The sequence below is a fragment of the Kaistella solincola genome, from assembly GCF_000812875.1.
GTDB classification, from domain to species: Bacteria; Bacteroidota; Bacteroidia; order Flavobacteriales; family Weeksellaceae; genus Kaistella; species Kaistella solincola.
Map to the genome: position 1 here is coordinate 974,541 of NZ_JSYK01000003.1, position 21,422 is coordinate 995,962.

Below are 21,422 nucleotides of genomic sequence, written 5' to 3' on the forward strand. Positions count from 1 at the left end.
ATTTAAAGGGCGAGCACAAAGAGAAATGTGGTTGTGTGGTTTAAAAATTATAATTAATGGCGTGGAAATTTGATTAAAGAATAAAGTAAAAATTTGCCCAAAAAGCAGCTAAAATTTTGCGGCGTTATTGCAGTTGACAGCCGGATTTTTTAAAAACGAAAAATTTGCCTTTAAAGCAAGTATAATTTTAGGAAATCGATGTGGAATAATTTAAAATGCAGATTGAAAAAAAATGCCGTTTTAGTGGCAAATTTTTTGGTTTTAAACACAAAGTTTTGACAAACTCGATGCGTATTTTTAGATGCGCAAAGGCATTACATTTAGCAAAGCGGCGACCTTGTGCACCTCGTGGTTTTTAGCGCTTTGGTCCTTTGTGGTCTTTGTGGTCTTTGTGGTCTTTGTGGTTAAAAATAGAATGAAAAGCCGGAATAGCTTCAATAGTTAATTCTAAAAAAAATGCCGTTTTATCGGCAAATTTTTGAGTTTTAAATGCAAAGCTTTTAGACAAAATTACCGCTTATTTTAAGAAGCGCAAAGGCATTACATTTAGCAAAGCGGCGACCTTGTGCACCTCGGAGTTTTAGCGTGTTCGAGTGCTTTGTGTCCTTTGTGGTTAAAAAAAGCAGGTAAAAAAGCAGAAAATTCTTCAGTAGTTTAATTTAAAAAAAAATGCCGTTTTAGCGGCAAATTTTTTTGAGTCTTGAATTTATAATTCCTTGAAATCTTCGTCGGTGATTTCGTCGTTTTCCTGCAGAATTTTTTCCGCGGCTTCGAAATCGCGTTCGCTGACCATCAGGAAATAATTTTGCGACATCGGAAAAACCGCGATGTTATTTACGAATTCATTTTTTATATAACTCGGAATTTCGCGCGAAGCCAACTTGGTTTTCGCCAACTCGATTTCATATAAGTAAGAGGACTGAAAAATTGGGACCAACTCTGACATATTTCTTTTTCCGAAAGTTAATGATTTTTTGCTGAAGTGCTTTCGGTAAAAAAAGGTGAAAGAAGGAAGAAAAGAACTTCTAGCCCCGGTTGGAGCAATTGTTTGAGCTCTTTTTTGGTTGCGGCGGCAAAGCCGCCGCAACCAAAAAAAGCGAGTGCGGAAAACGGGTTGGAATCTTCGAGCACATGAAAAATCTTGGTGCTTCTAAAGCATTTTTTCGGCCTTATTTAGCTCAATTTTTTCTTATTGATGAACCAATAAACCGGCACACCAAGCAAAATCAGGATGAAGCCCGGCCAGGTGTACTGCGGCTTGAACCAGACGAGAAGTACGCAAAATGCGGTCCCGATAAGCAAATAAAGCAGTGGTGTTACTGGATAAAGCCAGGTTTTATAAGGTCTCTCGAGGTTTGGTTTTTTGATGCGCAAGTAGATGACGCCAAAAACGGTGATCATGTAAAAGAGCACAATTACGAACGAAATCATGTCGAGCAAATCGCCATACTGGCCGCTGAGTGCTAGAACAGATGCCCAAATCCCCTGCATCCAGAGGGATTTTCCGGGTACGCCATTTTGGTTATTTTCAATGGCGGATTTGAAAAACAAGCCGTCTTTTGCCATGGTTTGAAAAACGCGCGCGCCGGCGAGAACCAAACCGTTAATGCAACCAAACGTGGAAATCATGACCAAAATCGCCATAATAACGGTGCCGAGATTACCGAAAATAACTTCGGAAGCGGCAACAGCAGGTCGGTTTTTATCTGCAAAAGCAATGGCGTCGCGGTCCAAAGCGTTGAGATACACGAAATTGACGAGCATATACAAAACCATCACGATCGTGGTTCCCAAAACCATGGATTTTACAACATTTTTTCGTGGATTTTCGATTTCACCAGAAACAAAAGTGACATTTTCCCACGCCACAGAACTGAAAACGGAACCAACCATCGCGGCGGCAATTCCACCCAAAAGCGTAATGCTGCCGATGGATTTCCAGCCGGTTGGCAGCAAATCGTTGCCGACTTCTTTACCAAAATCCTGAAAACTGTTCCAGCCAAAGCTCATGTTGCTCGCCCACTGCGAATCTTTCACCAAAAGAAAACCGAAAAAGATAATGCCGAGTAAGGCGATAATTTTCGATGTTGTAAAGAGATTTTGTAATATTTTTCCGTTTTTAACGCCTTTGGTATTGATGAAAGTCAGAAATAAAATGACGACAATTGCTAAAATCTGCACCCACGTTATGCGGAAAGTTCCGCTTTGGAAAATGGGATCGGAGTTATTAAGCGCGGGAATGAGATAGGCGGTAAACTTTCCGAAAGCCATTGCCACCGCGGCAATTGTTCCGGTCTGAATTACCGTAAACAAACCCCAACCGTACAAAAACCCGGTCATTTTGCCGAAAATTTCTGTGATGTAGGTGTACTGCCCACCCGCTTTTGGAAACATTGAAGAAAGTTCTCCATAGGAAATTGCAGCTGCAACCGTCATGATTCCGGTAATTACCCAAACGGTGATCAGCCAGTAGCCGGAACCTAAATTCCGCATCATATCTGAACTCACAATAAAAATTCCGCTGCCGATCATGGAGCCCATGACGAGCATTGTGGCGTCCCAAAGGGAAAGTTTTTTATTCATAAAATAGTGTAAAAATATTTTTGTAATGTTTTGATAATCAAGTTCAAAAAAATTCTCCGCTAAAACGGCATTTTTTTAAAGTTTCCAAGCTGCGGTAAAAAGGTAAAAAACTAAACTTTTTCGCTTTGAAAGCGGTAAATATATAAATTTTCTGCACCTAACCGCGCATTTTATTTGGAATTATGAAAAGCATCGAAAAATTTTAATTGCTGAATATTTAAAAAGTGTATTTTTGTTCAAATATCAATTATGAAAAAGTTTGCAATTGTTTTATCGGTGATGTTCGCTACAACTATTTTGGCTCAGGAAACGCCCGCTCCACCGGCGGGAAAAGCTTTGGTTGGTGATTTTTACGGTGCTCAAGTTTCAGCAAAAGCAGAAAAAATGGCCATTTCACCAGCAGAATTAGATCAGAAACTCTCAAGTTCAGCAAAGCTTGAAAATATTGCTGTGAAAGGGAAAGTGGTAGAAGTCTGTGAAAATAAAGGCTGTTGGATGACCATTAAAACCGATAATAACGAAAGGTTTTTCGTTAAAATGAAAGATTACGCTTTCTTCGTCCCAACGTCGCTGGTTGGAAAAAATATCATTTTAGAGGGAAATGCGGAAACGAAAACCATTTCGGTAGAAGAGCAGCGCCATTACGCGGAAGACGCGAAAAAACCGACCGCGGAAATCGAAGCGATTACAAAACCTAAAGAAGAAATCCGGTTTCTGGCAAGCGGAATCCGGGTGGTGAAATAAATTAAAAAGCGAAGCGTTTGTCTTCGTTTTTTTATTCGATGGTAAAATCTACTTTCTCATTCAGTTTCGGAAAGCGATGTTCGGAAACAAAAGTTTTCCCGGTACAGTCAATTTCCTGCCAGCCTTTTTTTCTACCGACATCACCAACTTCGACCACAATCGGTTCGAAAGAGATTTCGGTTTTTCCGGGTTCAATGATTTCCTTTAACTGCACGGCGATATCTAATACACAGAGATATTCGGTGTTTAATTTTACGTTACGATAAATGATATCGAAATGCGTCTCTTTATTCTGAGGTATTTCCTTATAATTTTCCCAACCTTCTATACTTCCGTTCAAGTTCGCCATGGCATTTAAAGCTTCGTATAAAGCGATTGTGTAGTACTTACGCGTTTCTTTACGCAAATAATCGTTTTGGAAATGCCCGCCTTCAAATAAAACGTTTGGAATTCCCTTTCTCATCAGATTATCACCTAACGATGTCGGGTAAAATTCGTCCGTATAACGTGCAATTTGGTTCTGCAACAAAGGATTTAATTTCTCAAACATTCTGCTGATTACCGCCATTGATTTTTTACGGCCAATAGTTACCGTTCGCTCAAAATCCTGAGATGGAGCCAAAAAAGATAAGGTCGCCGGATGAACACCGTCGGTGCTAAAAATAGTTCGCTGCTCGTGCAAATTCAGCGCGTAATCATACTTTTTTTTGGTGTAAAGTTCTTTCAGTATTAAAATCTCCTTGCTCGATTCCTTTAAAAAATCACGGTTGATATCAATATCAAGCGCATTTCTGCGCGTCCATTTTTCAGAGCCGTCTGGATTTAACATTAAAACAAAATCGAGCGAAATTTTCGAGAATAATTCTTCCTTTAATTCAGCATGATTTCTGAAAATTTCAAGCAAGTCGAGAATAGCGTGTGTAGCATTTGATTCGTTTCCGTGCATTTGCGACCACGCCAAGATATTTACATCACCATTTCCCAAGCTTAACATATAAATCGGTTTGTTCAAATCCGAAGTTCCCACCTGTTGAATAAAGTCGCTGTAGTTCTGCTGTAGGAAAAAAAATAGTTTTTCCGGGGAAATATAGCGCTTTGGAAAGTTTGGGTTTTCGATATAATATTTAGAAATCGACATGTGCTTAAAATTTACATTATCAAATTTAAAACTTTTATAGCAAACTAAGACAATTAACTTTTGTAAATTCATTAAACATGACTAAATGTCAGTTTGTCTGTTGATTAATTTGTGGATTGCATTAATTTTAATTTAAATTTTTAATATTACTTAAAATCAGTTACTTAAAGAGAATAATTAAAGTAAAATATTAATTGCACTTTAAGAGCAATATTGCCGGTAAAAGCCTATTTGACGGTAATTATCATAAACATTGACCCGGTAATAAATATTGTATCTGTTGCATGTTTTTACAATTGTAACATGTATTAATTTTGGTCAAATTCAGTATATTTGCTTTTTAACATATAATATGGCAAACGAGACTATTTTCCTACTGGGTTTCCTGGTATTCATTATTATTATTTTGGCACTGGATCTGGGTTTACTCAACAAAAAATCCGATACGGTATCAATGAAACAGGCAGGGCTGATGAGCTTTTTCGTCGTTGCGCTTTCCATGGTTTTTTATTTTGTACTCACCCATTACGGTCACCTACTCCACGGCATCGACAGTATTGAAAAACTTCAGGAAGTGGTTTCGCGCCATCACCATCCCGTGAAAATTATTCCGGGAAACCTGGAAGACAGTATCTATTTATATAACCAGAATTTAGGGTTGGAATATCTCACCGGATATGTGGTTGAATACGCGCTCTCGGTGGATAATATATTTGTGATGGTGCTCGTCTTTACCGCGTTCGGTGTAGCGCCGAAAAACTATCATCGTGTGCTGTTCTGGGGCATTCTGGGCGCTATTGTAATGCGTTTCATCTTCATCTTCGTTGGCGCGGCCCTAATTCAGAAGTTTGAATGGATTATGTACGTCTTCGGTGCTTTTCTGGTATTTACCGGGGTGAAGATGTTTCTGGAAAAAGATCATGAAGATAAAATTGATGCGCACAACCACCCAGTGGTAAAGTTCGCCAATAAGCATTTCAAAGTTCATAACCAGTTTGTGGGAAACAAGTTTTTTGTAACCATGAATGGTGTGAGAAAAATGACGCCGTTATTTTTGGTTTTAGTCATCATCGAGTTCACCGATTTAATATTTGCGGTGGACAGCATCCCGGCGATATTTTCAGTAACAAAAGATCCGTATGTGGTGTTCTTTTCCAACATCTTTGCGATCATCGGACTTCGTTCCATGTTTTTCCTTTTAGCCGGTATTATTGACAAATTCAGATATCTAAAAGTAGGTTTGGCTTTACTCTTAACATTCATCGGTTTGAAAATGTTATTCCACCATTACCTGGATGATATTGGTTTTTCAACCACCGATTCACTCTTTATAATTGTAGGAATTTTAGGTGGAAGTATATTTCTTTCGCTGGTTTTACCTGAAAGAAAAAAATTAAGAAAACTGAAATACGATCCGGAAAAAGACAACCATTTACGAAAGTAATGACATTTAAATAACATAAATAATAGGATATCAGTTAGTTGATATCCTATTTTACTTTTGTAACGGTAATTACATTATTCTTGTTTACATTTGTATTATACATTTGTAAAAATTAATATTACATTTGTAATATGGATTTAAAGGAAAGAATTTCACAGGTTATCGCATATTCGCAATTTTCGCTTTCAGAATTTGCAGACGAAATCGAAGTACAGCGTTCCAGCATTTCGCACATTACATCCGGAAGAAATAAACCGTCGCTGGATTTTCTGATGAAAATTAAAACCCGTTTTCCGGAACTGGAATGGGAATGGCTCATCGAAGACAAAGGTGAAATGCTAAAAAATGCCGAAACAGCGGCAAATAATTCGGAAATTGAACTGAAACGGAAAACTACTTCCCTGCCCGATTTATTTTCTTTAATTAATGACGAATCTTTCGGGGTAACCGAATCTGAAGATAAAATCGTGGCGCAGCCTTCCCCAGAATCGCGTGAAACTAACAGTGAGCCGGAAAAAAAAGAAATAATCGATTCTCAGCGATTAGAATCTGCAGCGATTTCAGAACCCAAAACTGCACCGGCGAGTCCTCAATCTAATGTGAAAAGAATTGTGCTGTTTTATGAAAACGGCAAGTTTGAAACTTTTGAGCCGTAAAGTAAAAAAAAATTATGTTGTACATTTGAGTATCATTCAAATTTATAATATGAAACTTGCTGAACTCGCTAAAGAATTAAAAATATCCATTCAAAGTTTTCTTAAATTCATTCAGGACTTCGACCTGGAACTCGCCGATTGTCTTACCACCACTTTTGAAGTAAAACCGGAATTCATCAAATTTGCACGCGAAAACAAAGATTTTCTGAGAAAATATGCTGAAGATTTAACCAAAACCAAATCAGTACAGCAAATTGCTGATAACATTAAGCAGCCAACCGAAAAAGTTGCACAGGTTATTAAGGACGAAAAGCCGCAAATTTTCGAAAATGGAATGTACCGTTCATCGGTTTCAAGCTTTGGTATCGATAATAAACTGGGCGGAAATTACCAGTTTGTTTATAACTATTTCGGGAAAAACACGAAACTTACCAAACGCAGTTTTATCGGATACCGCGACCTTTTTTTCTTCATTTCTGAAGCTTTGGAACCTTATCTAAGCAATGTTTCTGTGGAAAACTGGGGAATTCACAAGCCCGCGGGAATTATTCTTTATGGTCCACCGGGAAGTGGAAAAATTTTCTGGGCGAATAAAATTGCTGAGATAATTGGTTATGATTTTAAAGAAATTAAAAAACATTTTCTCGGAACTACGCTTGTTGATAATGAGAAAACCGATTTTAATGATTTTCTGGTAACGATGATGCAGGAAGAAAATGTGATTTTGTTCCTCGAAAATTTCGATCAGTTGATGGCTGTGAGAAATGAAGAAACTTCCGTAAATGGCTGCGATGAGGAAACCAAGGAAATTATTCTGCATTATATCGGCCATTTTGAAGAAGAAAAAATCCTGATGATTGGTGCGGCGGATTCTTTATTTAAAATTGACCGCGAATTGTTGGCGCCAGGAAGATTTGATGTTGCAATACCGATCTTTCCGCCGAATGCAAAAGAGCGCTCAGAAATGCTACTGTATCACATGACTAAAGAATTGGCGTCGGACGCGCTTTTGCTGAAAATTTTGGAATTTAACAAAGCAAATTTGCTCCCTTTCTGGCAGGAAATTGCTGAAAAAATGAAAGCTTATTCCAACACCATGTTGGTAGATTTTACCCAAAGTCTCAAAAAAAGGATTCGGAATCTTTATCAGACCGAAAATTCAACTGAGATTAAGATAACAAAAAACCTGCTGGAAGCTGCTTTTAAAGACGCTGCCACCAAACTGACCGACCAATACTTAAACCAGGTTGAGCAGTTTTTGAAGGAAGTATCACGAAATAATTTTGAGGATTTCCAGCTGCGCATACGCGCCTTGGCGGAAGAACTTGAATATTATCGTGTGGTGGAGAAACCACGGAAATCGATCGGTTTTAAATCCGGCACAGACAGCTAAAAAAAAATTACCGCTTAAAAGCGGTATTTTTTTTATTATTTCTTTTTTTGTTTTGGCACTTTCAAGCCGTCTTCTTTTGCTTCGGAAATGCCAATTGCCACCGCCTGTTTGCGGTTGGTTACTTTGTCGCCTGAAGAAGATTTCAGCTCTCCTTCTTTAAACTCGTGCATTACTTTTTCAATTTTGTCCTGCGCTTTTTTTGAATATTTTTTTTCTGCCATTTTGCTGTATTTTAATGGTTAGAATTCCGTAAAACACCTATTTCATAAACATTTGCATGTTTTAAATATTTTGATCTTTCGCGCGACGTGATGGATTCAAACTGGTCATTTTTCAAAACGATAATCGGATCTTCCGTCATTTGCGGTTCTGCATCGGTGATGTATATTTCCTCCGGGCTTTTTTCGCGCAAATCAGATTGAATTTCCTGCAGATGATCCGCATAATCTTTAAAATCCGGATCAGACGAGTGAATGAAACGATATTCCGGCCCAGCCTGAACATTAAAATGTAGTTTCCGGTTCACCAAACCTACTTCATTGGTCACCCGCGGATTATCATTTCCATCGGTAAAAGCAACTTCCACCAGTTCACCTAAATTCTGCGCTGCATATTCTTCAGCCGCCTGAAATGTGGGAAAACCAACATAAAGTTTTTGGTCATCGATCTCATATTTTACCAGTTTATCACTGTCAAAAGTTTCCATAATTGCGTTTTTTTAATGTGCTTCGATACATCAATAATTTTGCCAAGATAATGAGAGCAGAAGTTCGCCGCGTTTTGGTTATTTTATTATCTTTGAAAATTATCCTATTTAATTATGAAAAAAATCCTCATTTCGCTGGTTATTTTTAGCTCGATCTCCTTTTTCTCGCAGACGATAACTTTAGACAAAATTTACTCTGGTTATTACCGCGGCAAAGGAATTTCCGGAATTTCTTCGCTAAAAAACGGCGAAAATTATGTTGTTATCGAACCTGATGGAATCGCAAAATATTCCTATAAAACCACCAAAAAAGACGGAAATATAGTGGAAGGCAACTTCCAGTCGTATATTTTTAATGATGATGAATCCAAGATTTTATTATTAAAGGAGAGTCAGCCAATTTACCGTCATTCATTTTTAGGAAAGTTTGACGTCCGCGATCTGAAAACTGGAAAAACAGTGAGTTTAAACGGCGGAAATTTCGTTCAGGAACCCACTTTTTCACCAGACGGCACCAAAGTAGCTTTCGTGGCTGATAATAATCTTTTTTATCAGGAATTAAACTCCGGAAATATTCTAAAAATCACAAATGATGGAAAGAAAAATTCCATTCTGAATGGGCTTGCAGATTGGGTTTATGAAGAAGAATTCGGGCACGCGAGATTGTACGAATGGACTAAAAATTCTGATGCCATTGTTTTTGTAAAATCTGATGAAACCGAAGTTCCGGAAATGTACATCCCGATTTACGAAAAGCAGCTCTACCCGTCGGAAATGCGTTTTAAATATCCGAAAGCGGGTGAAAAAAACTCGGTTGTTTCAGCACAACTTTTCCGTTTGGATAATGCTAAAACCATTGCTTTAAACCTTTCCAACTTCAAAAATTATTACATTCCAAATGTATATCACACGGCAAAAGCTGATGAAATTATTTTAATCACTTCAGAAAGACTTCAAAATGCTTCCGATGTTTTAAAGGTGAATACAAAAACCGGAAATGTGACCAAACTCTTCACTGAATCGGACAAAAGATGGATTGATACCGACAATGTGACTTTGGAATTTTTAGATGACAATTCTTTTATTTGGGGCGCTGAGCGCGACGGTAACCGACATCTTTACTGGTACGATCAAAACGGAAAGTTGAAAAAGCAAATCACCAACGGAAACTGGGAAGTAACCAATTACTACGGCTACAGCCCGAAAACAAACGAGGTTTTCATCCAAACAACGCAGCTGGGAAGCATTAATAAAGTGGTATCAAAAGTAAATATCAAAACCGGGAAATCCACCGTAATTTCAAATAATTCCGGGACAAACAGCGCAAATTTCAGCCAGAATTTTAATTATTTCATTGAGACCTCATCTTCAGCACAAAAACCTTACACGTATGTTTTGAAAGACGGAAACGGAAAAGTGCTGAAAGAACTTCAGAATAATCAGGAACAACTGAAAAAATTGGAAGCTGATAATATGGTTACCAAAGAATTTTTCACCATTCCGAATGAAGCTGGCGACCAGATGAACGCCTGGATTATGAAACCAAAAGATTTCGATCCGGCAAAAAAATATCCGCTTTTCATGTTCCAATATTCCGGTCCGGGCTCGCAGCAAGTGACCAATTCCTGGGACACAGGAAATGGTTTATGGTTTAATCACCTCGTTCAGCAAGGTTATATTGTAGCGTGTGTTGACGGGCGCGGAACAGGTTATAAAGGAACCGATTATAAAAAAGTAACCTACATGAACCTTGGGAAATACGAAATTGAAGACCAAATTGCTGCTGCAAAATGGTTCGGAAAACAACCGTACATCAACAAAGACCGTATCGGGATTTTCGGCTGGAGTTACGGTGGTTATATGGCGTCTTTAGCGTTGACAAAAGGTGCTGATGTTTTCAAAACCGGAATCGCCGTGGCGCCAGTAACCAACTGGAGATATTACGATACGGTGTACACCGAAAGATTCATGAGAACGCCGCAGGAAAATCCGAAAGGCTATGATGACAATTCGCCGACGAGTTACGCACAGCTTTTGAAAGGTAAATTTTTGCTGATCCACGGAACAGCCGATGATAATGTACATTTCCAGAATTCAATGGAGTTTTCGGAAGCTTTAATTCAAAACAAAAAACAGTTTGAATTTATGGCGTATCCGGACAAAAACCACGGTATTTTCGGTGGACAAACAAGACCACAACTTTACCAGAAAATGACGAATTTCCTTTTGGAAAATCTTTAATCTCGTTCAAATTAAACTTAAAGCCGCTCAAATCTGAGCGGCTTTTTTTTGCCCTTAAAACAGCAAATTTTTCCAAAAATTCTAAAAGCAAAAAATTGGTCAAAATAAGGCGGAAAAAATTCAATTAAAAAAGTAAAAATTTAGAAAATCAGAAATAAATGCCGCTTTAGCAGCAAATTTTTTAAAAGCTTTCGCCGGTTTTGGTATTCGAGAAAAAATCCTATTTTTGAGAAAATTAAAAACTTTATGGAAAAATCGACCAGAAAACATCCGAAAGGATTGCCGTATTTATTTTTTACGGAAATGTGGGAGCGTTTCGGATACTATCTGATCCTCGGAATCTTTGTTCTGTACATGATCGACAGTGAAAAAGGCGGCCTTGCCTTCAGTGATAAAAGCGCCGATGATATCTTCGGGACTTTCATCGCTTTGACCTATTTAACGCCTTTCCTCGGCGGGTTTTTAGCGGACAAAGTTCTAGGTTATATCAAGGCAATTTATATTGGTGGAATATTAATGGGACTCGGATATTTGGGCGTTGGCTTGTTCAAAGAATTACCACTTTTTTATGCTTCTTTAGGTTTGGTTATTTTAGGAAACGGTTTCTTTAAACCAAGTATTTCCACGCTTTTAGGAAATCTTTATAACGAAGAACCTTACAAAGAAAACAAAGATGCGGGCTATAATATTTTCTATATGGGAATTAATATCGGTGCCTTTATCTGCAATATTATTGCCGCTTTTATGCGGAATAAATATGGTTGGGGACCGGCTTTTATGACGGCTGGTGCAGGAATGTTCATCGGTTTGATCGTTTTCACAATGGGAAGAAGGTATATTTTAGAAGCCAATATTTTGAAACCGTCGCAGGAAGGTGACACTAAAATTTCCGACATTTTAATTAAGGTATTTTTACCTGCAATTGTCGCTGGTTTTATCGGTTGGATGATCCCAAATAATATTTTCGGCAGCGATTCTACCGACGCGTTTATTTTCGCCTGCATACCGGTGATTTATTTCTACGTAATGCTGTATGTGAAAGCAAATTCCGAGGACAAAAGACCAATCGGCGCTTTGCTGGCAATTTTTGCGGTCAGCGTAATGTTTTGGGCGGTTTTCAAGCAAAACGGAACGGCATTAACCCGTTGGGCGAAAAACTATACCGACCGTTCTATTCCGGCGCCTTTTGTTGAACCGCTGCGTGCAATTAATTTAATTGACGGTAAAGACGGCGTACAGGGAAAAACCTACGAAATGAAGGAAGTTTCGGTTTACGATGACCAGTACAGAGCCGAAAAAGATGCAAATGGCGAACCGAAGAAAGAAGTAGCACCAGACATTTATTTCCGCAATATTTCCGAAGAGCAGAAAGCGCATTTAGCTGAAAATCCGCAGAAGGAAATTGCACTCTATAACACCGAACTTTTCCAGTCGATAAATCCGGGGTGGGTAATTTTGCTAACGCCTGTAGTTGTAGGCTTTTTCATGTATCTCCGCAGAAAAGGTAAAGAACCAACAACGCCTGGTAAAATTGTTTTAGGGCTTTTCATTTCAGCACTTTCGTGTCTCGTCATGGTCGGCGCGGTGTATGCCGGAGATAATGGTTTGGTAAAGGTTTCCGCTATTTGGCTTATCGCTTCCTACGGTGTAATTACACTGGGCGAACTGTGTCTTTCACCGATGGGACTTTCATTGGTGTCAAAACTTTCACCACCACGAATTACGGCTTTGATGATGGGCGGATTTTTCCTCTCCACGTCAATTGGCAACAAACTTTCGGGTGTACTTGCAAGTTTCTGGTATGAATATGATAACAAAGCCAATTTCTTCATCGTAAACTTTGGTTTGCTGTTGCTCGCCACTTTGCTGGGCTTATCAATCCTGAAAAGATTGAACAAGATTATGAAAGAAAAAGGGGTGAATTAAGGCTAATTTTCTTTAACGCTAAAACCGCAGAACAATTCTGCGGTTTTTTTGTTTAATATTGTGAAATATGTTTGTAAAAACCCAAAAAAAACTATATTTGCTAATCTTAACAAATAATTAACACTGAAAAATTATGGATAACACAGTACAGAAAGGCCACCCGAAGGGATTGTACCTTTTGTTCATGACCGAAATGTGGGAGCGTTTCAGCTACTACGGAATGCGAGCGATCTTCGTTCTGTATATGACCAAAATGCTTTTAATGGGCGATGCCGAAGCCTCCGAGATTTATGGAAGTTATACCGGCTTGGTTTATTTAACACCGCTTTTGGGAGGTTATCTATCTGACCGCTTTTTAGGAAACCGCCGAAGTATTGAAATTGGTGGTATTTTGATGGCTCTGGGTCAGTTTTTCATGTTCTTTTCAGCTTCTACTTCCGGCGCGAGCGCAATCACGCTAATGTGGGTCGGACTTACACTCTTGATTATTGGTAATGGATTTTTCAAACCAAATATTTCCACCATGGTGGGCCAGTTGTATCCAAAAGGCGACCGAAGAGTAGATTCAGCCTTCACTATTTTCTACATGGGAATTAACTTGGGAGCGTTCTTCGCACCTCTGGTTGCAGGTACATTAGCAGAAAAAGTTGATTTTAAATGGGGCTTTTTAGCTGCAGGAATTGGGATGATAATCGGTTTAATCACCTTCATGCTCCAAAAAAACAAATTATTGGTTGATGAAAACAAAGAACCTATCGGTTTGCCAACTAACAAATTTGGGATCGCCCAGTTCGGAATGGTTGCCGGCGCAATTGCCATGATTTTCTTCTTCATGAACTTTAAAACCATGTTCAAGAGCGATTTAGATATCATTGGATATCTAATTTATGGCGCAATGATATTAATGCCGTTAATCGTATTAACCGATAAAGGTCTTTCGAAAGAAGAGCGTGATCGTATTATGGTCATCTTTATCCTCGCTTTCTTTGTAATCTTCTTCTGGGGTGCATTTGAGCAGGCAGGAGCTTCATTAACAATTTTCGCAGACAGACAAACCGACCGTACCATTTTTGGTTGGGAAATGCCTGCCAGTTATTTTCAGTCTGTAAATCCACTCGCGATTATCTTGTTGGCACCACTATTCTCTTCACTTTGGTTAAATCTTGGAAACAGAAACCGCGAACCTTCTTCACCGAAAAAGATGGCATTAGGTTTAGCGCTAGTAGCTTTAGGATACGTTGTTATCGCCTTTGCAGTTTACGGAATGGGCGCAATGGACAAAGTTTCTATGTTCTGGTTAATCGCGTTGTACGTAATCCACACCATGGGTGAGCTTTGTCTTTCACCGATTGGACTATCAATGGTTTCCAAACTTTCACCACTTCGTTTCTCTTCATTATTAATGGGAACCTGGTTCTTGGCGAATGCCGCAGCAAACAAATTTGCCGGTACGCTTTCAGCTTTGATTCCAGGAACAGGCGAAGAAGGTTCTGGTGCAAAAGTGACTTCATTCCTCGGTTTCCAGATTGAAAACCTGTTCGATTTCTTCCTGGTATTCATCGTAATGTGTGGTATTGCAGCTGCAGTACTTTTCGCAATGAGCCGTTGGTTAGAAAAGAAAATGCACGGTGTGAACTAAAATTCACGTTTTAAATTAATACAAAAACCATCGATTATTCGGTGGTTTTTTCTATTTTCGTGTGTTCCATATTTAGGAAAAAGCTTGGACCAACTATTTTTTACCGCCTAAAACGACTATTTTTTATAAAATAATATGAATTTAACACTAGAACAAATACAGGATTTTAAAGGGAAATATCCGAAACAAATCTGGTCACTTTTCTTCTCCGAAATGTGGGAAAGGTTCTGCTTCTATGGAATGCGCGGAATGCTTGTCTTTTTCATGATTTCGCAACTGAAGTTCGGTGATGAGCAGGCGAATTTGCAGTATGGTGCCACGCAGGCTTTTGTATACGCATTTACATTCGTGGGTGGGCTTTTCGCCGATAAAATTCTGGGTTTCCGGAAATCGCTCTTTTGGGGCGGTTTGCTGATGATTGTCGGAAGTTTAATTTTAGCCACTAATCCGCATGATTTTTTCTTTTTGGGAATTTCATTTACCGTTGTCGGCACAGGTTTTTTCAAACCAAATATTTCCACCATGGTCGGCAAGCTTTACCGAAATGGCGATCCGCGTACAGATGCAGGTTTTTCCCTCTTTTATGCCGGAATAAATCTTGGCGCGCTGCTCGGCGGGTACCTTTGTATAGCAATTGGTAAAGGCGAAATGCTTTCAAATCTGATTCCGGAAGACAAAAGATGGAACGTCGCTTTCGGTTTGGCTGCAGTCGTAATGCTCATCAGCTTAATCAATTTTGTTTTCACCCAAAGAAGCCTTGGGCCGATCGGTTTAATGCCGCAGAAAACACTTGCCGACGGAACTTCTGTTCCAATTGAAAAATGGAAAGTTTATGGCGTTTATGCGCTGACATTAGTTTTCGTTCCGCTGATTATGACCATGGTTTCTGTGCCGCAATACACCGATTATTTTATGTGGACTGTAGGACCTTTAACCTTGATTTACCTCTTTTATGAAATGTCCAAAGTCACCCCTTCTGAAAGAAAAAAACTGTGGGCTGCGCTTGTCTTCATCATGTTTTCTATTATTTTCTGGGGAATTTACGAGCAATCCGGCGGTTCACTAAGCATTTTCGCGGCAAATAATTTAAATAAAGATTTGCTCGGACTTGATCCAAACGGCGTGAACAATTCCGGTGGCGCATTTTTCATTATTTTCCTGGCGCCGGTTCTGGGTTTATTCTGGATTTGGCTCAGCAAAAAAAGACTGGAGCCGAATACTTTAATTAAATTTGGGCTGGGCTTTATTTTCCTCGGTTTAGGTTATTATGTGCTCTTCGCGACAAGGTTTTTCGCTGATTTGCAAGGCGTAACTTCATTGAACATTTTCACCATCGCGTTGTTGGTCATCACTTTTGGTGAACTGTGCTTATCTCCTATTGGTCTTTCGATTATGACCAAACTTTCCACCGAAAAACTACAGGGAATGATGATGGGAATGTGGTTTTTGGCTTCAGCTTACGGCCAGTACGTCGCCGGTATTATCGGAGCAAGCATGGCGACCGCAAAAGAAGGCTCCACCAACATGGACGCGCTTTTGGCATATACCGAAGGTTATAAGCAGCTTGGCTTATATGCTGTAATTGCTGGTGTTGTTTTAATAATAATTTCACCTTTGGTTAAGAAATTGATGCAGGATGTTCGGTAAGCTAAAAAAATGGCTTATTCCTAAAGCAAATGAAAAAAATTTCCCTCTTTTTTACCCTTTTTTTTCTGATTTTTACGTCCGGTCAGATTAAGTGGATGACGTTGGAAGAAGCTGTGGAAGCGCAACGAACGGTTCCGAAAAAAATTCTGATCGAATTTTATACAGACGTTTGTGTGACGTGCAAAAAGATGGAAACCGAAACTTTTAACCATCCGCAGATTGCGGAAAATTTGCAGAAAAATTATTACCTCGTGAAATTTGATGCCGAAAGCAAAAAAAATATTACGCTGTTTGGCCGAAAATTTTCAAATTTAGGAACATCGAAAAGTAAAAATGGAGCCTCTCTTCACGAATTCACCAAGTTTATGAGCGTAAATGCGGTTCCAACAACGGTTTTTTTAGATGAACAAAGCATGCCGATCACGTTGCTGCAAGGCGCTATTACCGCAAAAGAACTGGAGCCGTACGTGACTTTTATTTCTACGGATGATTATAAGAAAATAAGTTCGCGTGATCAGTGGGAATCTTACCAGAAAAAATTTAAATCGAAAATTAAAGATTAACTTCGGTTTACTTGATAAAAAAGACTTTCAAATAATTTTTGGAAGTCTTTTCTATTTTGTCGAAATTCGCTACCGTTTAGAAAATTAAGCAATTTGACCTTAGAAACGCCCATAGAATTTTTAAAAGGAATCGGTCCCGAAAGAGCTAAATTCATTAAAAATGTCTTGGGCTTCACCACCGTTTACGATTTTCTCACCTTCTACCCTTTGCGTTATATCGACAAAAGCAAGGTGTACGCAATTAAAGATTTAAGAGCGGATTTCGAAAATGAAATTCAGCTTAAAGGAAAAATCACCGATTTACAAGAAGTCGCGTACGGCAGCGGAAAAAAGCGGCTTTCCGGGAAATTTCGGGATTCTACAGGATCAATTGAAATTGTGTGGTTTCGATATTCAAAATGGATGAAAGAGCAAATTCCGCTGAACCACGAAATCTTTATTTTCGGAAAAATTACCGAGTTTAACGGCATATTTTCTATGGCACATCCCGAAATTGAAATCGATGAGAAAAAAGCCATTTCAGGAAGTTTATTGCCGATTTATCCCGGTAGCGAAAAGCTGGCAAAACGCGGCCTGAACAATAAATTCTTTCAAACAGTTTTAAAGGAAATTCTGAAAAATTTGCCCAATTTAACAGCAGAAAATCTTCCGGAAAATTTGCTGAAAAAACTGAAACTCATCGGTCGACTTCCAGCGCTTTACAATATTCATTTTCCGAAAGATATCAATCATTACAAACACGCTGAAAAACGTTTAAAATTTGAAGAAGCGTTCTTTTTTCAGCTTGGTTTTGGTTTGAAAAAACAGCACCACAAAACTTCGGTGGTCGGTAATCCTTTTCCAAAAATTGGCGATAATTTCAATGATTTTTACAATAATCAAATTCCGTTTGAATTAACCAACGCACAAAAAAGAGTGCTGAAAGAAATCCGCACCGACCTGAAAAAGCCGATTCAAATGAACCGTTTGCTTCAGGGCGACGTCGGTTCCGGCAAAACGATGGTCGCGCTGTTATCGATGCTGATTGCGCTTGACAATGGTTTTCAGAGCTGTTTTATGGCGCCTACCGAAATCCTGGCGCAGCAGCATTATAATTCGTTGCAGGAACTTTTGGTGAATACCGATATTAAAATTCGCCTGCTCACCGGTTCCACCAAAACTTCGGAACGGAAAATTATTCATAAGGAATTGCTCAGCGGAGAACTCGCAATATTGGTCGGTACGCACGCGGTTTTGGAAGATATTGTGCAGTTCAAAAACCTTGGACTTGCCATCATTGATGAACAGCACCGTTTCGGCGTGGCACAGCGCGCGCGATTGTGGGCTAAAAACAGAATTCCGCCAGATATCTTGGTCATGACTGCGACACCAATTCCGCGCACTTTAGCGATGAGTTTTTACAGCGATCTGGATGTTTCGGTAATCGATGAACTTCCCGTCGGCCGAAAAGCCATTATCACCGCTCATCGCCGGGAGAAAGACCGTTTGACGATTTTCCGCTTCGCGAAAGAGGAAATTGAAAAAGGCAGACAAATCTATTTCGTTTATCCGCTGATTGAAGAATCCGAAACGCTGGATTATAAAAATTTATTGGAGAATTTTGACCATATTTTGGAGTTTTACAAAGGTTATAATGTCACCATGTTGCATGGCCGCATGAAACCTGCGGAAAAAGAAGCTGCGATGAAATATTTCGCTTCCGGAAATGCTCAAATTATGGTCGCAACGACGGTTATTGAAGTCGGTGTAAACGTTCCGAATGCCTCGGTAATGATCATCGAAAGTGCCGAAAGGTTCGGGCTTTCCCAACTCCATCAGCTGCGCGGCCGTGTCGGGCGCGGCGCGGAACAGAGCTATTGCATTCTGGTGACTTCCGACAAATTAACCAGCGACAGCCGCACCCGCATGAAAACCATGGTGGAAACCAATGACGGTTTTAAAATTTCCGAAGTTGACATGAAACTACGCGGTCCCGGCGATATTCTCGGGACTCAGCAAAGCGGCGTTGTAGATTTTAAAAAACTTGATTTAATTACCGACAGCAACATCATTAAAGCTGCTAAAGCCGCGGTAGAAGAACTTCTGGAAGCAGATCCGCGATTAGAAAACTCCGAAAATTTCGCATTGCGGACGTATTATGCAAAGCAGTATAAAGGCAAAAATAAATGGAGCCGGATTTCGTAGGTTTATAAAACTTTAAAAAAATTATGCGTTTTAACAGCTAATTTTTCACCGATTACCTTTTTTCGTTGCTAAAAATTTGCTGTTTTTATTCTATTTTTTTGAATACTTTTGCTTGGTATGAAAAAATGTTTATTCGCGCTCTTTTTCTTTGTTTCCCTTGCCGCTTTCGGGCAGTCCAAAATTACTGTTTTCAGCACCGGCGATCGTGTTCCAATAGTGAACGCAGAGATTTTCTGCAAAGAAAAATTAGCCGGTAAAACGGATAAAAATGGCGTTTTATCTTTTAAAACGAAATGCAAGCAGGTTTCGGTAAAAGCTGCCGGTTATTATGAAGACGATGTTGTCGTGGATAAAGTGATGGAAATTGCACTGTCTAAAACCGATCCGAAAACCCAGTCTATTCAGGCTGTAATTATCGCTGATAAAAGCGACCCGCGTGCTTTGGCGATTTTAAAAAAAGTGAATGATAATTATAAAGAAAATTCACCGAAAAGCCTGGATTCTTATTCTTATAAATCCTACGAAAAAATCTCCTACGATTTAGATCAGGACAGCATTCAGCAGTACAATCAGTCGCTGGATAAAATGATTGATTCGCTGAAAATGCTTCCTACGCCAACGCAAACCACAGAACAGAAAAAAGATTCGCTGGAAACCGAAAATGTAATGAAACTCCTCGGCCGCAACAAAATGTTTTTGTGGGAACGCGCCACAGAATTCCTGTTTTCAAAAAAATATGGTGAAAAAGTAAATATTCTGGATAACCGCATTTCGGGTTTGCAGGAACCTGTTTATGAACTGCTCGCGCTTCGCTCCAACAGAAACCAGATTCCACGCGAAATCCGCGAAGAAAACCGCGCGCTATACCGTTTTTTCCTCACCGACAGCATCATGATCGATGGGCGAAAAAATTACGTCATCCGCTTTCGTCAGGCAGATTATAAAAAACCGGTCCAACGAAGGAAATTCAACGGTTATCTTTACATCGATGCTGAAAATTATGCTTTGAAAAAAATCGAAAGCAACAGCAAAGTTAAAAGCAACGGTATGATGACCAGCATTTGGATACCGATAGACAATAAATGGTTTCTGCTGCAGGAAAATTTAAAACTGAAAATGGGCAGCACCAACTTCGATGCTGAACAGCCAAAAGATAAAAACGAAAAAAAACAGCAAAAAGACGGCAAAAAATTCGGGAGCTATGTTTACATACGTTCGGATTATTTTGATTTTAAAATAAATCCGGATCTGGAACCGAAAAAATTCTCTGGTTACTCGCTATCGGTAAAAAATTCTGACGGAAATTCGCTGGATTTATACCGAACGGAACCATTAACAGAACGCGAAGAACTGACTTACACCGCGATTGACAGCGTTGGGCAAAAGTATAAACTCGATCAAAAACTGAATATTTTGAGTGGCTTGTTGGACGGAAAACTGCGCGTTGGTAAAGTAGATTTTGACGCACTTCAGCTCTTCAAATATAATCTGTATGAAGGAGTTCGTCTTGGTGCCGGCGTGAAAACCAACGAAAAATTCAATAAATATATTTCGCCGGACGCTTATTTTGGCTACGGTTTTAAAGATCACAAGTGGAAATACGGCGCCGGAATCGACATTAAGACAACTTTAGAAAAAACCTCGTATTTCCGGGCAGAATATTACAACGATGTTGAAGCTGCCGGACGCTTCAATGAAGATTTGTGGAACTTCAAAATGAAAGTAATGAACGGTGGAATTGACGCCAGCAACGACCGTTTCTACGGTTTTAAAGGTTTCAAGCTCTCCTACCAAAATGATTTGACAAACACTTTAACGCTGAAAATTTCCGCAAAAAAGGACCGTGAAGCAGCAAAATTTAATTATAATTTTAATAATCTTGGTTTTGAGTTTGAAAATTTCGCCACGCAGCTGACTTTGAAATACACGCCACGCTCGAAAAGCATGATGACGCCTTCCGGAAAAGTGACCTACAACCAAAATTATCCGGAATTTTACTTTAATTATGAACAGGCTTTGAAAACTTTAGGGGGAGATTTTAATTTCAGCCGTTTTGATTTTTTAGCGCAACATCAGTTTAAAACTAAAGCCGGTCTTACTGGACTCCGTGCTTATACGGGTTTAACGACGGATGAAGCTCCAATTTGGCATCAGTTTGCGATGAATGGACTTGGAACTGCCAGCTCTTCTTTCAATTTTAATTTTACGTCGTATCTCGGTTTTGCGACCATGGAAGGCGGAAAATATTACAACGACAAATTCATCGGTTATTACTTCACGCACCGTTTGCCGTTTTACTTCCGCACGGTTGGAAAAACGACTTCAAGCTTCAATTTGCTGTATAAAGGAATTACCGGCGACATGAAAAACCCGGAATTTCACCAGTTTAAGTTTGAAAAACTGAATCATCTTTACCAGGAAATCGGTTTTGAAACCAACCATATTTTAGGTACACCGTTCGATTTAGGACTTTTCTACCGCGTTGGTCATTACGCGACCGATTCGTTCAAAGATAATTTTGCGGTTCAATTGAAATTGAGCCTTTTAGGATTTTAGAA

At 39.3% G+C, this 21,422-nt stretch carries 17 protein-coding genes; 11 read left to right on the forward strand and 6 right to left on the reverse strand.

Features of this window, described 5'->3' with window-relative positions; genetic code table 11:
- Positions 1-706 precede the first annotated feature (706 nt).
- The 3 genes from OA84_RS08510 to OA84_RS08515 are packed head-to-tail and all read right to left on the reverse strand — an operon-like array spanning position 707 to position 2,583.
- A complete protein-coding gene (locus OA84_RS08510; protein ID WP_039344776.1) occupies positions 707-946 on the reverse strand; it encodes a putative signal transducing protein in 240 nt (79 codons plus the stop codon).
- Between the two features lie 17 nt (positions 947-963).
- Positions 964-1,131 carry a hypothetical protein gene (locus tag OA84_RS11410; RefSeq protein ID WP_156965055.1) on the reverse strand — a complete coding sequence of 56 codons (168 nt, stop codon included), beginning with the start codon at positions 1,129-1,131 and terminating at the stop codon, positions 964-966.
- 42 nt (positions 1,132-1,173) lie between these two features.
- On the reverse strand, positions 1,174-2,583 hold the full coding sequence (locus OA84_RS08515) for an APC family permease (protein WP_039344779.1): 1,410 nt from the start codon (positions 2,581-2,583) through the stop codon (positions 1,174-1,176).
- A 249-nt stretch (positions 2,584-2,832) separates the two neighbouring features.
- Here OA84_RS08515 and OA84_RS08520 point away from each other — a divergent pair, with 249 nt between their 5' ends.
- A complete protein-coding gene (locus OA84_RS08520) occupies positions 2,833-3,327 on the forward strand; it encodes a DUF4920 domain-containing protein (protein WP_039344783.1) in 495 nt (164 codons plus the stop codon).
- A 31-nt stretch (positions 3,328-3,358) separates the two neighbouring features.
- Here OA84_RS08520 and OA84_RS08525 read toward each other — a convergent pair whose 3' ends face one another.
- Complete coding sequence (locus OA84_RS08525) at positions 3,359-4,465, reverse strand: M14 family zinc carboxypeptidase (RefSeq protein ID WP_039344785.1); 1,107 nt, start codon at positions 4,463-4,465, stop codon at positions 3,359-3,361.
- Positions 4,466-4,817: 352 nt separating this feature from the next.
- On the opposite strand from OA84_RS08525, the gene OA84_RS08530 reads away from it, so the two are divergent.
- The 3 genes from OA84_RS08530 (at position 4,818) to OA84_RS08540 (ending at position 7,958) form a co-directional block, all read left to right on the forward strand.
- Positions 4,818-5,909 (forward strand): TerC family protein, encoded by a 1,092-nt coding sequence (locus OA84_RS08530; protein ID WP_039344788.1) that lies wholly within the window; start codon positions 4,818-4,820, stop codon positions 5,907-5,909.
- 131 nt (positions 5,910-6,040) lie between these two features.
- Complete coding sequence (locus OA84_RS08535) at positions 6,041-6,565, forward strand: helix-turn-helix transcriptional regulator (RefSeq protein WP_039344792.1); 525 nt, start codon at positions 6,041-6,043, stop codon at positions 6,563-6,565.
- 49 nt (positions 6,566-6,614) lie between these two features.
- Positions 6,615-7,958 carry an AAA family ATPase gene (locus OA84_RS08540; protein ID WP_039345938.1) on the forward strand — a complete coding sequence of 448 codons (1,344 nt, stop codon included), beginning with the start codon at positions 6,615-6,617 and terminating at the stop codon, positions 7,956-7,958.
- A gap of 35 nt (positions 7,959-7,993) precedes the next feature.
- Here OA84_RS08540 and OA84_RS08545 read toward each other — a convergent pair whose 3' ends face one another.
- Both OA84_RS08545 and OA84_RS08550 read right to left on the reverse strand, forming a co-directional pair.
- Complete coding sequence (locus OA84_RS08545) at positions 7,994-8,179, reverse strand: DUF6496 domain-containing protein (RefSeq protein WP_039344795.1); 186 nt, start codon at positions 8,177-8,179, stop codon at positions 7,994-7,996.
- Positions 8,180-8,190: 11 nt separating this feature from the next.
- Positions 8,191-8,664 carry a hypothetical protein gene (locus OA84_RS08550; RefSeq protein ID WP_039344798.1) on the reverse strand — a complete coding sequence of 158 codons (474 nt, stop codon included), beginning with the start codon at positions 8,662-8,664 and terminating at the stop codon, positions 8,191-8,193.
- A gap of 114 nt (positions 8,665-8,778) precedes the next feature.
- Between OA84_RS08550 and OA84_RS08555 the strand changes: the two genes are divergently transcribed.
- From OA84_RS08555 to OA84_RS08585, 7 genes are all read left to right on the forward strand, one after another.
- The gene (locus OA84_RS08555; protein ID WP_039344801.1) at positions 8,779-10,905 is read left to right on the forward strand and encodes a S9 family peptidase; all 2,127 of its coding nucleotides are present in this window, start codon (positions 8,779-8,781) and stop codon (positions 10,903-10,905) included.
- A 246-nt stretch (positions 10,906-11,151) separates the two neighbouring features.
- The gene (locus OA84_RS08560) at positions 11,152-12,831 is read left to right on the forward strand and encodes a peptide MFS transporter (protein WP_039344804.1); all 1,680 of its coding nucleotides are present in this window, start codon (positions 11,152-11,154) and stop codon (positions 12,829-12,831) included.
- A gap of 133 nt (positions 12,832-12,964) precedes the next feature.
- Positions 12,965-14,470: a peptide MFS transporter gene (locus OA84_RS08565; protein ID WP_039344805.1), complete on the forward strand. Its 1,506-nt coding sequence runs from the start codon at positions 12,965-12,967 to the stop codon at positions 14,468-14,470.
- A 135-nt stretch (positions 14,471-14,605) separates the two neighbouring features.
- Positions 14,606-16,117 carry a peptide MFS transporter gene (locus OA84_RS08570; protein ID WP_039344807.1) on the forward strand — a complete coding sequence of 504 codons (1,512 nt, stop codon included), beginning with the start codon at positions 14,606-14,608 and terminating at the stop codon, positions 16,115-16,117.
- 29 nt (positions 16,118-16,146) lie between these two features.
- On the forward strand, positions 16,147-16,680 hold the full coding sequence (locus tag OA84_RS08575) for a thioredoxin family protein (RefSeq protein WP_039344810.1): 534 nt from the start codon (positions 16,147-16,149) through the stop codon (positions 16,678-16,680).
- 93 nt (positions 16,681-16,773) lie between these two features.
- Positions 16,774-18,864 carry an ATP-dependent DNA helicase RecG gene (recG, locus tag OA84_RS08580; protein ID WP_039344814.1) on the forward strand — a complete coding sequence of 697 codons (2,091 nt, stop codon included), beginning with the start codon at positions 16,774-16,776 and terminating at the stop codon, positions 18,862-18,864.
- Positions 18,865-18,981: 117 nt separating this feature from the next.
- Positions 18,982-21,420, forward strand: a complete 2,439-nt coding sequence (locus OA84_RS08585) for a DUF5686 family protein (protein WP_039344815.1) — start codon at positions 18,982-18,984, stop codon at positions 21,418-21,420.
- Positions 21,421-21,422: the final 2 nt, after the last annotated feature.

Coding starts and splice junctions, on each gene's coding strand:
- OA84_RS08510 (WP_039344776.1), bottom strand. CDS start 946: ATGTCAGAGTTGGTCCCAATTTTTCAGTCCTCTTACTTATATGAAATC.
- OA84_RS08515 (WP_039344779.1), bottom strand. CDS start 2,583: ATGAATAAAAAACTTTCCCTTTGGGACGCCACAATGCTCGTCATGGGC.
- OA84_RS08520 (WP_039344783.1), top strand. CDS start 2,833: ATGAAAAAGTTTGCAATTGTTTTATCGGTGATGTTCGCTACAACTATT.
- OA84_RS08525 (WP_039344785.1), bottom strand. CDS start 4,465: ATGTCGATTTCTAAATATTATATCGAAAACCCAAACTTTCCAAAGCGC.
- OA84_RS08530 (WP_039344788.1), top strand. CDS start 4,818: ATGGCAAACGAGACTATTTTCCTACTGGGTTTCCTGGTATTCATTATT.
- OA84_RS08535 (WP_039344792.1), top strand. CDS start 6,041: ATGGATTTAAAGGAAAGAATTTCACAGGTTATCGCATATTCGCAATTT.
- OA84_RS08540 (WP_039345938.1), top strand. CDS start 6,615: ATGAAACTTGCTGAACTCGCTAAAGAATTAAAAATATCCATTCAAAGT.
- OA84_RS08545 (WP_039344795.1), bottom strand. CDS start 8,179: ATGGCAGAAAAAAAATATTCAAAAAAAGCGCAGGACAAAATTGAAAAA.
- OA84_RS08550 (WP_039344798.1), bottom strand. CDS start 8,664: ATGGAAACTTTTGACAGTGATAAACTGGTAAAATATGAGATCGATGAC.
- OA84_RS08555 (WP_039344801.1), top strand. CDS start 8,779: ATGAAAAAAATCCTCATTTCGCTGGTTATTTTTAGCTCGATCTCCTTT.
- OA84_RS08560 (WP_039344804.1), top strand. CDS start 11,152: ATGGAAAAATCGACCAGAAAACATCCGAAAGGATTGCCGTATTTATTT.
- OA84_RS08565 (WP_039344805.1), top strand. CDS start 12,965: ATGGATAACACAGTACAGAAAGGCCACCCGAAGGGATTGTACCTTTTG.
- OA84_RS08570 (WP_039344807.1), top strand. CDS start 14,606: ATGAATTTAACACTAGAACAAATACAGGATTTTAAAGGGAAATATCCG.
- OA84_RS08575 (WP_039344810.1), top strand. CDS start 16,147: ATGAAAAAAATTTCCCTCTTTTTTACCCTTTTTTTTCTGATTTTTACG.
- OA84_RS08585 (WP_039344815.1), top strand. CDS start 18,982: ATGAAAAAATGTTTATTCGCGCTCTTTTTCTTTGTTTCCCTTGCCGCT.